This window comes from Rhizobium sp. G187, from assembly GCF_051549525.1.
Classification (GTDB): Bacteria; Pseudomonadota; Alphaproteobacteria; order Rhizobiales; family Rhizobiaceae; genus Allorhizobium.
Window position 1 is genome coordinate 47,300 of the sequence record NZ_JBPUGM010000004.1, and the last position, 13,857, is coordinate 61,156.

Annotated in this window: 9 protein-coding genes; 4 read left to right on the plus strand and 5 right to left on the minus strand. The window is 61.6% G+C overall.

Going from position 1 to position 13,857, the window contains the following annotated elements:
- Positions 1-60 precede the first annotated feature (60 nt).
- Positions 61-1,245, plus strand: coding sequence for a 1-deoxy-D-xylulose-5-phosphate reductoisomerase (gene dxr / locus ACSV9I_RS12835; protein ID WP_438329184.1), 1,185 nt, complete (start codon positions 61-63; stop codon positions 1,243-1,245).
- 84 nt (positions 1,246-1,329) lie between these two features.
- On the opposite strand, the gene hemA is transcribed toward dxr, so the two are convergent.
- The 4 genes from hemA to ACSV9I_RS12855 form a co-directional block, all read right to left on the minus strand.
- Complete coding sequence (hemA, locus tag ACSV9I_RS12840) at positions 1,330-2,544, minus strand: 5-aminolevulinate synthase (RefSeq protein WP_054157856.1); 1,215 nt, start codon at positions 2,542-2,544, stop codon at positions 1,330-1,332.
- 225 nt (positions 2,545-2,769) lie between these two features.
- Positions 2,770-3,570, minus strand: coding sequence for an FAD binding domain-containing protein (locus tag ACSV9I_RS12845; RefSeq protein WP_438329185.1), 801 nt, complete (start codon positions 3,568-3,570; stop codon positions 2,770-2,772).
- A gap of 14 nt (positions 3,571-3,584) precedes the next feature.
- Positions 3,585-5,951, minus strand: coding sequence for a xanthine dehydrogenase family protein molybdopterin-binding subunit (locus ACSV9I_RS12850; RefSeq protein WP_438329186.1), 2,367 nt, complete (start codon positions 5,949-5,951; stop codon positions 3,585-3,587).
- Between the two features lie 113 nt (positions 5,952-6,064).
- Positions 6,065-6,553 (minus strand): (2Fe-2S)-binding protein, encoded by a 489-nt coding sequence (locus ACSV9I_RS12855; RefSeq protein WP_054149870.1) that lies wholly within the window; start codon positions 6,551-6,553, stop codon positions 6,065-6,067.
- Positions 6,554-6,871: 318 nt separating this feature from the next.
- Between ACSV9I_RS12855 and ACSV9I_RS12860 the strand changes: the two genes are divergently transcribed.
- The 3 genes from ACSV9I_RS12860 (at position 6,872) to ACSV9I_RS12870 (ending at position 13,408) form a co-directional block, all read left to right on the plus strand.
- Positions 6,872-7,135, plus strand: a complete 264-nt coding sequence (locus tag ACSV9I_RS12860) for a glycine zipper domain-containing protein (RefSeq protein ID WP_054157859.1) — start codon at positions 6,872-6,874, stop codon at positions 7,133-7,135.
- 133 nt (positions 7,136-7,268) lie between these two features.
- Positions 7,269-9,209 (plus strand): autotransporter assembly complex protein TamA, encoded by a 1,941-nt coding sequence (locus ACSV9I_RS12865; RefSeq protein WP_438329187.1) that lies wholly within the window; start codon positions 7,269-7,271, stop codon positions 9,207-9,209.
- Between the two features lie 26 nt (positions 9,210-9,235).
- Entirely contained in the window at positions 9,236-13,408 is a 4,173-nt protein-coding gene (locus ACSV9I_RS12870; RefSeq protein ID WP_438329188.1) for a translocation/assembly module TamB domain-containing protein, read from the plus strand.
- Positions 13,409-13,411: 3 nt separating this feature from the next.
- Here the strand turns inward: ACSV9I_RS12870 and ACSV9I_RS12875 are convergent, their stop codons facing one another.
- Positions 13,412-13,837: an Lrp/AsnC family transcriptional regulator gene (locus ACSV9I_RS12875; RefSeq protein WP_054157862.1), complete on the minus strand. Its 426-nt coding sequence runs from the start codon at positions 13,835-13,837 to the stop codon at positions 13,412-13,414.
- Between the last annotated feature and the right edge of the window lie 20 nt (positions 13,838-13,857).

Genomic DNA, 13,857 nt, shown 5'->3' on the forward strand with positions numbered 1-13,857 from the left:
GCTGCTCTCTTCTTTCCCTTGTAGAGCCTTCAGAGCCTCAAGCAACCGGACATTAGCAGCATGATCGACCAAGACCGGCCCCGTCGCCTTTCCGTTTTCGGCTCGACCGGATCGATCGGCGTCAGCACGCTGGATGTCATCGAGCAACTCGATGGCCGCGAACGCTTCGAGGTCATGGCTCTGACTGGCAATGGCAATCTCGAGCTCCTGGCCGAACAGGCAAGGCGTTTTGGTGCGAAGCTCGCCGTCACTGCCGACGAAAGCCAGTATATGGCGCTAAAGGATCTGCTGGCGGGCACGGGAACAGATGCTGCAGCGGGCGTCTCCGGGTTGATGGAAGCGGCCGACCTGGAGGCCGATTGGGTCATGGCGGCGATCGTCGGCACGGCAGGCCTTAGCCCCACGCTGCGCGCCGCCGCCCGGGGGGCCGACATCGCACTCGCCAACAAGGAATGCCTGGTCACCGGCGGCGCGCTCTTCGTCGACGCTGTGCGCCGGGGGGGCGGCCGGCTGATCCCGGTCGACAGCGAACATTCGGCGATCTTCCAGTGTCTCGACAATGATCAACGCCACGCCCTGGAGCGCGTTGTCCTGACGGCCTCGGGTGGCCCCTTCCGCACCTATACGAGGGCGCAGATGGAAAACGTGACGCTGCAGACGGCCCGAACGCACCCGAACTGGTCGATGGGCCTGAAGATATCCGTCGGCAGCGCCTCGATGTTCAACAAGGCGCTGGAGATGATCGAGGCCAAGTATCTCTTCGACCTTGAGGCAGACCAGATCGAGGTCATCGTACACCCGCAATCCATCGTGCATTCGATGGTCGGTTATGCGGACGGCTCTGTCATCGCCCAGCTCGGCGTACCCGACATGCGCACGGCGATCGGCTACGCCCTGACCTATCCGAAGCGCTGCGCACTGAACGTCGAACGGCTTGATTTCGCCAAGCTCGCGCGGCTCGATTTCGAAACGCCGGACGAAAGCCGCTTCCCCGCCATCCGGCTTGCGCGCACAGCGCTTCAACGCGGTGGCGCACAGGGCGCAATCCTTAATGCTGCCGAAGAAACTGCTTTCGGGGCGTTCGTCGAGGAGCGCATCCGCTTCCTCGACATGGCAGAGGTGGTGGAGGCCGTGATGGACGCGATGACCGAGATTGCGGCTCCCACGACGATCGATGATGTATTTGCGATCGACCGCGAGGCGCGGCTGAAGGCGGCGGACGTGATTGCGCAGCGCAAGCCGTAAATCGGGTTGATACCTGAAGTCGTCAAACGCAAAACGGGCCGTGTTTCCACGGCCCGCTGCAAGTCATATTCTCTCTGAGCCCCGTCAGGCCACCGCGCGAGCCAGCGCGCAACGCGACCACAGCTGGTGCAGCGAGCCGACCAGATGCTCAAGGTCGGCATCGGAATGCAGCGGCGTCGGGGTGATGCGCAGCCGTTCGGTCTTTTTCGGGACCGTTGGGTAGTTGATCGGCTGCACATAGATGGAACAGTTGTCGAGCAGCAGGTCGGAGATCCACTTGCACTTGGCAGCGTCACCGACAATGACCGGCACGATATGGCTGGGATTCGGCAGATGCGGAATGCCGGCGGCATCCAGCATGTGACGCAGTCGACGAACGCGCTCCTGATGGGCGAAGCGCTCGATCTGGCTGGTCTTGAGATGGCGGATCGATGCAACGGCACCGGCAGCCAGCGCCGGCGGTAGCGCCGTCGTGAAGATGAAGCCCGAGGCAAAAGAGCGAACGAAGTCGCAAAGCGCAGTCGAGGCAGCGATGTAACCGCCCATCACGCCGAAGGCCTTGCCGAGCGTGCCTTCGATGATCGTCAGGCGATCCATCAGGCCCTCGCGTTCTGCAATGCCGCCACCATGGGCGCCATACATGCCCACGGCATGCACTTCGTCGAGATAGGTCATCGCACCATATTTGTCGGCGAGATCACAGATTTCCTTGATCGGCGCGATGTCGCCATCCATCGAATAGACGCTCTCGAAGGCGATCATCTTCGGCGCACGCGGATCGGCGGCGGCCAGCTTGGCTTCGAGATCCTTCACATCGTTGTGCTTCCAGATCACCCGCTCGCATTTCGCGTGACGAATGCCTTCAATCATCGATGCGTGGTTCAGCGCATCCGAGAAGATGATGAGCCCCGGGATCTTGGCGCCGAGTGTGCCAAGCGCCGCCCAGTTCGAGACATAACCCGAGGTGAAGATCAGCGCCGATTCCTTGCCATGCAGGTCAGCAAGCTCGCGCTCAAGAAGAACGTGGTAGTGGTTGGTGCCAGAAATATTCCGGGTGCCTCCCGCACCCGCGCCACAGTCATCAATCGCCTGCTTCATCGCATCGATGACAATCTGGTTCTGGCCCATGCCGAGATAATCGTTCGAACACCAGACGGTGACGTCCTGGGTGCCGTTCTCGGTGTAGCGGGTAGCGCGCGGGAAGTTGCCACGCTGGCGTTCAAGGTCGGCAAAGACGCGGTAACGGCCTTCCTCGTGAAGCCCCGCCAGCTGATCCTTGAAAAAGGCCTCGAAATCCATGCCTGCAACTCCAGTCTTTTTCCACCCTTTTGGGTGTCTGCGGCTTCGGGGTCAACCCCGCTTTTGTACATTCATTCTAAACTGCGACAATTGGCGCGAATTTTAGAATTCTCACATATAGATACTAACGGATTGCACGATATCAAACTTGATCTGCGTCAATCTCAGGAAAAAAGGACGGCCGGGGCCGTCCTTTGCCGAAGACAGGCGAGGTACGGGCGATACTCAGGCAGCCTGCACGGCCCTTTTTGCCATGACGCGAATGAGATTGGCCCGATATTCAGCGGTGCAATGCATGTCCGACATCAGGTTCGACGAATCGATCTCGACACCGGAGACTGCATCGGCAGACCAGTTACCGCCAAGTGCAGCCTCAAGCCCCGCATGCCGAAAAACGCCTGATGACCCGGCACCAGTGACAGCGACGCGTACGCCCGAAGACCCTTTCGACACAAACACACCTGTCATGGCATAACGCGAGGCGGGATTGGCAAATTTGGCATAACCAGCCCTCTCCGGCGCATCGAAGCGAACTGCGGTGATGATTTCGTCTTCCCCGAGAGCGGTTTCGAACAAGCCCACGAAAAAATCATCCGCCGCGATTTCTCGCCTGTTGGTTATCACCGTGGCCCCAAGTCCGAGCACGGCCGACGGATAGTCCGCAGCCGGATCGTCATTGGCAATGGATCCGCCGATCGTCCCCATATGGCGCACATGCGGGTCGCCGATCATCGCGGCAAGGTTCGCAATCGCTGGACAAACCGCGCGGATGGCCGACGAAGACGCCACCTCCGCATGGGTCACCCCTGCCCCGATCGTCACCTGAGGGCCATTCACCGTGATGCCTTTCAGCGCTTCGATATGGCGCAGGTCAACGAGATCGGACGGCTGGGCGAGACGCTGCTTCAATGCCGCAATGAGCGTCTGGCCGCCGGCGATGAACTTGCCGTCCGCCGCACCGGAAAGAAGTTTCCCCGCATCCTCGATGGAAGAGGCGCGATGGTAGCTGGTGGAATAGAGCTGCATGGTTCTCTCCTTCCTTATTCGGCGGCCTGGCGGGTCGCATTGGCCTGGAGCGCGCTCCAGACAGCAAGCGGCGTCGCCGGCATGTTGAGGTTGTTGTTGCCGATCGCATCGGTGATCGCATTGATCAGCGCTGGCGGAGAGCCGATGGCGCCGGCCTCGCCGCAGCCCTTGATGCCGAGCGGATTACCCGGGCACGGCGTGTTCTGGTGCGAGACATTGAAGGACGGCAGGTCATCGGCGCGCGGCATGGCGTAGTCCATGTAGCTTGCCGTCAGAAGCTGGCCGGTGGCCGGGTCGTAATGCACGCCCTCAAGCAGTGCCTGGCCGATCCCTTGTGCAATCCCGCCATGCACCTGGCCCTCAACGATCATCGGATTGATGATGTTGCCGAAGTCGTCGGCAGCAACGAACTGCACAATCTCGGTCTTGCCGGTATCCGGATCGACTTCGACTTCCGCGATGTAGCAGCCAGCCGGGAAAGTGAAGTTTGAGGGATCGTAGAAGGCACCCTCTTTCAGCCCCGGCTCCATGCCGGACGGGAGGTTGTGAGCCGTGTAAGCCGCGAGCGCCACCTGGAACCACGGCAAGGCCTTGTCAGTCCCGGCGACCTTGAGTTCGCCATTCTCGATGACGATGTCGCTCTCGTCGGCTTCCATCAGATGGGCCGCAATCCTCTTCGCCTTCAACTCGACCTTGTCCAGCGCCTTGACGATGGCGGACATGCCGACAGCACCGGATCGCGAGCCGTAGGTGCCCATGCCCATCTGCACCTTATCGGTATCGCCATGCACGATGGAGACATTGTCGATCGGGAGGCCAAAGCGTTCGGAGACAAGTTGGGCGAAGGTGGTTTCGTGACCCTGGCCATGGCTATGCGAGCCAGTGAGCACTTCGACCGTGCCGACCGCATTGACGCGGACTTCAGCCGATTCCCACAAGCCAACACCTGCCCCGAGCGAACCGACCGCCGCCGACGGCGCGATGCCGCAGGCCTCGATGTAGCAGCTCATGCCGATACCGCGCAGCTTGCCGCGTCGTGCCGCTTCCGCCTTGCGAGCAGGGAAACCATTCCAGTCGGCAGCGCCCATCGCGGCATTCAGCGAGGCGTCGTAGTCGCCCGCGTCGTAGCACATGATGACAGGCGTCTGGTACGGGAAGGTGCGCACGAAGTTTTGCCGGCGCAGATCTGCCGGCGATACGCCGAGTTCACGGGCCGCCGTCTCGACGGTGCGCTCCAGCAGATAGGTCGCCTCGGGACGCCCGGCGCCGCGATAGGCATCGACCGGCACGGTGTTGGTATAGACGGTCCGCACATTGGCGTGGATCGCCGGGATCGCATACTGGCCCGACAGCAGCGTGGCGTAGAGATAGGTCGGGACCGAGGAGGAGAAGAGCGACATATAGGCGCCGAGATTGGCGATGGTGTCGACCTTCAGGCCGATGATATTGTTGTTCTCGTCAAAGGCCATCTTCACCTTCGACACATGGTCACGGCCATGGGCATCGGTGAGGAACGCCTCAGTGCGGTCCGAGGTCCATTTGACCGGCACGCCTGTTTTCTTCGACGCCCAGAGACAGACGATTTCTTCCGGATAGATGTAGATCTTCGAGCCGAAGCCACCGCCAACATCTGGCGCAATCACCCGCAACTTATTTTCCGGCGCGACATTATAGAAGGCGCTCATTACGAGCCGCGCCACATGCGGGTTCTGCGATGTGGTGTAGCAGGTGTAGTGATCCTCCGCCGTGTCGTAGATGCCAAGCGTTGCGCGCGGCTCCATCGGGTTTGGCGAAAGACGGTTGTTGAGGATCTCGATCTCGGTGACATGGGCAGCACGCGCGATCGCCGCATCAGCCAGCGCGCTGTCGCCGATTTCCCAGTCGAAGATCAGATTGCCGGGGGCTTCCGGATGAAGCTGGGGCGCGCCTGGTTTGAGAGCGTCCACGGCACCGGTGACAACAGGCAGTTCTTCATAGTCGACGACGACCGCTTCGGACGCATCGCGCGCCTCGCCGATGCTGTCGGCAATGACGATGGCAACCGCATCGCCAACATAACGGACGGTCTCATGGGCGAGTGGGCGCCAGGCACCCATCTTCATCGGCGTCCCATCCTTGGAATGGACCATCCAGCCGCAGATCAGATTGCCGATGCCATCGGCCAGGAGCTGCTTGCCGTCGAGCACGTCTATGACGCCGGGCATGGCTTTGGCCGAGGACATATCGATGGATTTGATCTTGGCATGCGCATAGGGCGAACGGACGAAATAGGCATATTTCATGCCGGGGACGACCATATCGTCGGTATACCGGCCCTTGCCGGTCAGAAAACGCTTGTCTTCCTTGCGCGCCACACGCGCGCCAATTCCTTCAACACCCATTGTCTTCTCCTCCAGAGAAACAGGAATTCAGGCAGTTGGACAGAGGCAGTTCAGTCAGCAGCGGAGAGGCCATCGCAGGCTCTCGGGCGCAGCGACCGGAACTGCCGAGATCCTCACTCGGCGGCCTGGCGGCCGGCGGTCATCGCTTCATTGGCCGAAAGCACGGCCTTGACGATGTTGTGGTAGCCCGTGCAGCGACAGATATTGCCTTCGAGCTCGTGGCGGACGGTGGCTTCATCCAGCGCACCGTTGTGCCGACAGATCATGTCGAGCGCCGTCATCACCATGCCGGGCGTGCAGAAGCCACATTGGAGGCCGTGATGTTCCTTGAAGGCCGCCTGCACCGGATGCAGCTCACCGCCGGAAGAGAGGCCCTCGATTGTCGTGATGGACGATCCCGAGGCCTGGACGGCCAGGATCGAACAGCTCTTGATCGATTTCCCGTCCATATGAACGACACAGGTTCCGCACTGGGTGGTATCGCAGCCCACATGCGTTCCTGTCAGACCAAGTTTTTCGCGAATGAAATGCACGAGCAGGGTGCGATCCTCGCACTCTCCGCTCACTGTCCGGCCATTCACCGTCAGTGTCACTTTAGCCATGTTGTTCCTCCTCGTGTCTCTCCCGGACACTGCGGCAGAGTGGGAGTTTTCCGTGACATGTGCAACCGTCCAAAAGGCGCGAAACGAAAATTTTATGTGCCGCGCCGCAGCATGAGAGCGCCTGTAAATCCTGGGTTCATCTTCGATCGCTCATGAAAAAGCGCCACTCTTCTAAGGTGTGAGCCGCGACCATGGACATTCGGGCGGGTAAGGCTATGCTTGGCCCCAGCCGACCGCCGCGCGGCATGCCCTTGGGCGGGGTGGCAAACGTTAAGAAAGCCGGCACAGCCGGGCGCATGGATCTAGGAGAGAAATCGGATGAAAAAAGCTCTTGTGCTTATGCTTGTCGGCCTGTCGGTCGCAGGATGCACGCAGACCGAAAAGGGTGCCGGCATCGGCGCGGCTTCCGGCGCCATCATCGGCGGCCTTGCCACGGGCAACGTCCGCGGTGCAGCCGTCGGCGCGGCCATCGGTGGCGTTGCAGGCGCGGTGATCGGCAATGTGTCGGAACAGCCCGGACAGTGCTACTACCGCGACCGCTATGGCCGCCGCTACATCGACGCCTGCCCGCGCGGCTACTGATGATCAAAGGGCGGGGAAACAACACTCCCCGCCCTTTTTAAGCCCTCGGTTAAAAAAGGGGTATCCCTTCCGGCGCATTTGCGCCTAAGTTGTCCTCGGCCTGAGGAGTGCCGAAGCGTCGCGATGAAGCGATATGCGAAGACCGAGTGGATTGACCTTGCGGAAAGACAGTAAAGCGTTGCGATACGCCCTTGCCGCGGCGATGGTCTTCCCAATGGCTCTGGGCCCGCTCTTTGTCGGCCAGGCCGAAGCCTTCGAGATTTTCGGCATCAAGTTGTTCGGCGGTGACGAACCGGATCGCGACATCATCGACCCGCTCGACTACACCATCACGCTTGAAACGGGTGCGAGCGACAGGAAGCTCGAAAAGTCGCTCGAGAATACCTCTTTGCTCCTGGCTGGCGAAGATAAGCCGGTATCCGGCGACCTCGGCCTGGTGATCAAGGCCCGCGACGATCGGGATCGTCTCATCGCCACGCTTTACGAAAATTCACTTTATGGCGGTGTCGTGCGCGTAACCATTGATGGACGCGATATCGACGCCCTGCCGCCCAACCCGACCTTTGACCGTTCGCGCCCCGTCCCGGTTACAATCAGCGTCACGCCCGGGGAGCCGTTCACATTGGGCCGCGTGACGCTTGATGGAGACGCAGCAAAGCTCAACCCCGCAGACTATGATCTGACAGCAGGAGACAGCGCAGGCTCGCTGAAGATCCTGCGCGCAACCGAGCAGATGGCCGAGGCCCTGAAGGCTGAAGGCCGACCGCTGACCGAAGTCAGCCGACGCGAAGTTGTGGCCGATCACAAGACACGCACCGTGGACGTGACGATTTCCGTCGAGGCCGGCCCCGTTGCACCGCTTGGAACCGTGACGGTGAAAGGCTCTAAAACTGTCAGGGCGGACTTTATCGAGCGCTATTCGCGCCTGAATCCTGGCGAGACCTATTCCCCACAGCAGCTGCGCAAGGCGGCAGAGCGCCTGCGCGCCCTCGGCGTCTTTTCGTCGGTCACGATTGAAGAGGCCGACGATCTCGCGAATGACGGAAGCCTGCCGATCGGCATCATGGTCTCGGAAGGCAAGCACCGCTATTTCGGCGTGGGTGCCAGCTACTCCTCGCTGGATGGCGCAGGCTTTGAAGGCTATTGGGGCCACCGCAACCTGTTTGGCGGGGCAGAGTCCCTGCGCATAGAAGGCTCGGTGCGCGGTCTCGGTGAAAATCGCGACGTGACGGATCTCTCCGCACTCGACTACAATGCGGGCATAACGTTCATCAAGCCCGGCGCCTTCTTCCCCTCGGCAACTCTGGAAGCAAGCGTGAAAGGGAGCAGCGTCACCACCGATTTTTACGATGCCGCGACGATCACCGGCAAGGTCGGGCTTGCGTATGAAATCAACGACAAAGACACAGTCAACGCCGGCGTCTCGCTCGCCTATGACAGCATTGACGACGCTTTCGGTGACGGCAACACCTATCTGACGCTTGGCATTCCCGTTGGCTATGTCAGCGACACCCGCGACAACAAACTCAACCCCACCGAGGGCTATTACGGCACAGCGACCGTAACGCCGAGCTACGACTTCTTCGGCCAGACGGCCTTCACCTCGCTCGAGGGTTCGATGTCGGCCTATCTCGGACTTGGCGAGGAAGATCGCGTCGTGCTTGCCGCGCGGCTTTCCGCTGGCAGCCTGATTGGCGGCGACGACCTCTCGGCGATCCCCGCAACCCGGCGCTTCTTCGTCGGCGGTGGCGGCTCGGTCAGAGGTTATTCGTTCCAGGAGATCACGCCCTATACAGATGCAGGCGACGGCACGGGCGGCCGCTCCTTCGTGACCGCCAATCTTGAGGCCCGGGTCTCGGTCACCGAGACGATCGGCCTTGTGCCCTTCGTCGATATCGGCACCACCTCAGACTCCGAAGTGCCGGACTTTTCGGATCTGCGCATGGGGGCGGGCATCGGCCTGCGCTATATGACGCCTTTCGGGCCGCTGCGGCTCGATGTGGCCATGCCGCTGCAACCTTACGAGGGCGGTAGCCGTTATGGCATCTATGCCGGCATTGGTCAGAGTTTCTGACCACGACAGACGGGAATAAGCAGACGATGATCTGGCTGAAGCGCATTTTGAAATGGACGGCCCGTCTCCTCGGAGGCCTCGTTGCGGCGGGTCTTGCGCTGATCATTCTGATCGTGCTTGTCGGTGGCTTCTCAAGGTCGGGCAGCCAGTTTGTTGCCGATCGGATCGCGGCACTCGTCTCCGCCGACAATCGCCGGATCGCCATTATCGACCCAGCCCCACTCTTGAGCAGCCCATTCTCTGTCGGACAAATCACCGTCTCCGACGCAGGCGGCATCTATGCGACCATTGACGGACTGACCCTCGACTGGTCGCCGCAGGACCTGTTGCTCCGGCGCTTCAGCGCGGAAACGATCCGGGCAGACAAGATAACCGTGACGCGACCGCCAACAGTCTCGGCCGAACCGAAACCGGCATCGGACGAGCCCTTTTCCCTGCCCGTCGAGATCGCTGTCCGCAATCTCGACCTACCCTCGATCCATCTCGGCCAAGCTCTGGTGCAACGCGAGCTGCAGCTCTCGGCCCAAGGTTCGCTGGACATCGCCGGCGACACGATTGCCAGCCGGTTGACGGCAACGCGACTGGACGATGTCGGCAACAACGCCATCGCCGATGTTCTCTATGCCCCGAACGAAAACCGTCTGCGCATACGGCTCGACTATCAAGAACCCGGCGACGGCATTGTCGGCACCCTGCTGCAGGTGCCAGGCCGCCCACCACTGTCGCTGCGTGTCGACGGCGAAGGGCCGCTCGACAATTGGGCCGGGAGTATCACGGCAGCACTTGCCGGCCGGGAAACCATCGCAGTTGAAACAACGCACCAGCTTGATGCAGCGGGGACACGACAAATCACCGCAAAGGGCGGCGGACAGTTCGCCGACCTCATGCCGCCGGAACTGCGGGACGTCTTTGCCGGTGAAACGGCGATCGATCTCAAGGCTGCATTGTCACCCGATGGGGCGCTCACAATCGATGAAGGACGCCTCGCCAGTGCAGCCATCACATTAGCGGCGAAGGGCCGCTATGATCCTCAGGGCGACAATGACCTGACCGTTGCTGCGAGCGCCAATGGCGACCCGGTCTCTCTGGCGACAAACGCCGGCGACCTGACGGCCAAACTTCAGCTGCGCAAGCTCGATCTGACGCTGAAAGGAAATGCCGCCGCCGCAGACATCAAGGCGGGACTTGATCTGGCAGAACTGACCCTGCCGCAAGGCCGGTTCTCCGACATCATCGTCAACGCAGAAAGCAACCGTTTTGACCTGCTGAACCGCCAGGGCCCGGTGAGCGCCAAGCTCTCCGTCGCAGGGGCACAGATTTCCGACCCTGAAATCGCAGCTTCGGTGGAAGCGCCGCTCACGGCGTCCCTCGAGGCCGAGATCGCTGAAACGATCGAAATCGCCAACCTCACCATCACTTCCGATGGCATCGATGCCGCACTGTCCGGCACCTTCGACCCCACGGCCCAAACCTTCGCCGGACGCGTCGGTGTCACGGCGGACAGCGATGTGCTGCCGGCCGATCTGCGCCAGAGGATTCCCGCCCCGATTTCCGGCCCAATCTCGGCCACGGCCCGCGTCGATTTTGCCGCCCCTGCCGCCATCAGCCTGCGCGAACTGAACCTTGAGACGAGCCTCGGCACGGCGCAGGGCTCGCTTGCGCTGGATCAGGAAGGCGGGATTTCAACCAATCTGACCGGACGGCTGAGTGATGTCGGGCTGTTCATCGACCAGACACAAGGCGCCGCCGAATTCGACATATCCGCCGGCGGTCCGCTCGATGCGATCGACGCCGACATCAAGGTTGTGATCCCGGAGGGAATTGCCGCGGGCTACCGTATCGACGACCTCGCGCTCAGCATCAACGGCATGCTCAATCCTCAGTCCCCGAGCGGGCGCCTGAGCCTTACCGGCCAGCTGGACGGCAAGCCGGTCAATGCCAGCGGCCAGCTCCTCAGCACGGGTGGCGTGACCAAGGTCGAGGATCTGTCGCTCGATATTGGCCCGAACCGTCTGACCGGCGCGCTTTCGCTTGACCGGACATTTAAGCCCGAAGGGAAGCTGGATTTCGATTTTTCGGATCTCAGCCTGCTTGCAGCCCTGGCTGGGCAGGATCTCGGTGGTGACCTCCGCGGGACCGTGACCCTGTCAAACAGTGGCGGCATCATCAGCGGCAAGGTCAACGCCACCGGTGAGACACTGACCCGCGAGGACGTCCGCATTGAAAAACCTGAGGTCGATTTGACTATCGACAATCTGGAGACCTTCAGCATCGACGGTTCGGTTACCGCCAAGAGCGCTTCGCAAGGGGCAAATCGCGTCGAGAATGCAAAGCTTCAGCTGGAGCAGGCCGGCACACGGACCGCCTTCAACCTTGAAGGGCTGTATGACGGAGCTCCTGCAGAGCTGCGCGGTAGCCTGCAACAGGGCGCTGCAGGTCTGGGCATCTCCATCGACCGCTTGGCTGCAACGCCACGCGGTTTGCCGCTGACGCTCTCCGCTCCGGCAGCTATCAATCTCGCCGATGGTGGCGTTGCGATTGAGCAGACGGTGATCGCGATTGGGTCCGGGCGCGTCACCCTGAATGGTCGCGTCGGCACCACCCTCGACCTCAAGGTCGACATCGCCAATGTCCCGGCCTCTGTTGCTGCGCCATTTGCACCGTCGGTCGCGCCAGAAGGCACGATCAATGGCCGTATTGACGTACGCGGCCAGGCATCTGCCCCCGTTGCCGACTATCGGCTGGATATGCAGGGCGCCTCTATCGCCCAGACCCGCTCGGCTGGGCTGGCCGCCTTCGGCATTACCGCCAATGGTCGCTTCGAGAACAACCGGCTGACACTCGAAAGCCGGATCAGTGGTGGCGGCATCGGCCTCGGCGTGACGGGCGCTGTCAACCTTGCAAACAATACCGCTCTCGACCTCAAGGTTCAGGGTGCGGTGCCGCTTTCTGCCCTCAACACGCAGCTGGCAGCCCAGGGGCTCGTCGCCGACGGCAATGCCAATGTGAACCTGACCATTGGCGGCAATGCCTCCCAGCCAAGCGTCACCGGAACCATCACCACCAGTGGCACCCGGATCGTTGACGTCCGGCGCAACCTTGCGATCGAAGACATCTCAACCACGATCAACCTCACCGGCAGCCGTGCCGAAATCGGAAACCTGACGGGCAACTTTGCGACCGGCGGTCGCGTGTCCGCATCCGGCTATGTCGACATTCGTGGCGCAGGCCTCCCGGCCGAACTCTCGATCAATCTCGATCAGGCCGTCTATGTCGACGGTGACACGGTGACGAGCACGGCGGATGCGCGCCTGACCTTATCCGGCCCCCTGCTCGCAGGCCCGACGCTCGGCGGAACGGTCAATCTGGCGCGCACGTCCGTCACCCTTTCGGAAAGCCGCCCGGCCAGCCTGCGCGAGTTGGACATCGTCCACCGCCACGCACCGCCGCAGATCCTGCGCCAGCAGCGCGATGACCGCCCGGCCGAAGGACGCACCGCAAGCGCTCCGATCCGGCTCGACCTGACAATATCCTCTCCGTCGCAGACCTTCGTGCGGGGACGCGGCATCGACGCTGAACTGGGCGGGACCATTGCTCTCACAGGCACGGCCTCGGCACCGAATGTTTCCGGTGCCTTCGAGCTTCGCCGGGGACGGATGCAGATCCTGACGCGCAGGCTCGAAATCACACGGGCCACGATAACCTTCGGCGGCGATCTCGTGCCCATCCTCGATCTCGAGGCGCAAACGCTCTCGGGCAGCACCACGCTGACGATTAAACTGACGGGACTGGCAAGCAATCCGCAGGTCAGCTTCTCCTCCTCCCCTGCCCTACCGCAGGACGAAGTGCTGGCACAGCTTCTGTTCGGACAATCCATGTCACGCCTTTCAGCACTGCAGATCGCGCAGCTGGCAGACGCCGCAGCTCAGCTTGCGGGCGGCCGCGGAACATCACTGTTCCAGGCCCTGCGCTCGACGCTCGGTATCGACGATCTCGACATTTCCACCGACGAGACCGGCCAGACCACGATCAGCGCCGGCAAATACCTCAATGACCGGACCTATCTCGAACTTGAACAGACCGGCAGCGGCGACGCAAAGGCCGTCATCAACCTCGATATTGGACGGGGCGTGAAGCTGAAGGGCGAAGCCGGAGGCACCGGCGCCGGGGGCGGCATCTTCTACGAGAAGGAATACTGACGATCAGCCGATTTTGCTGGTCTTCAGGAGAATGCTGGATTCGGTGAGATTGATGCCCTCAATCAGACGAATGCGCCGGAGGGTTTCGTCGAAGCCCGCAAGATCCTTGTCTTCGAGTTCTGCGATGAAATCCCAGCGCCCATTGGTGCTGTGCAGCGCTCGCACCTGAGGCAAACCGCGCAGCTGTTGCGCCACCCTGTCTGCAAACTTGCCAACCACTTCAATCATCACGATCGCGCGCACGCCGCTCGACTGGATCTCCCGGCCGGTCAGGATGGTAAAGGCCGCGATAGTGCCATTGGCGACCAGCCGGTCTATGCGCGCAGAGACTGTCGCCCGAGACGCGCCGGTCATGGCTGCGAGTGAAGCGACAGGCAGTCTTGCGTTCTGGCGCAAGGCACCAAGAATATCGCGATCGAGATCATCCATTGCGCAAATCGTCATACTCT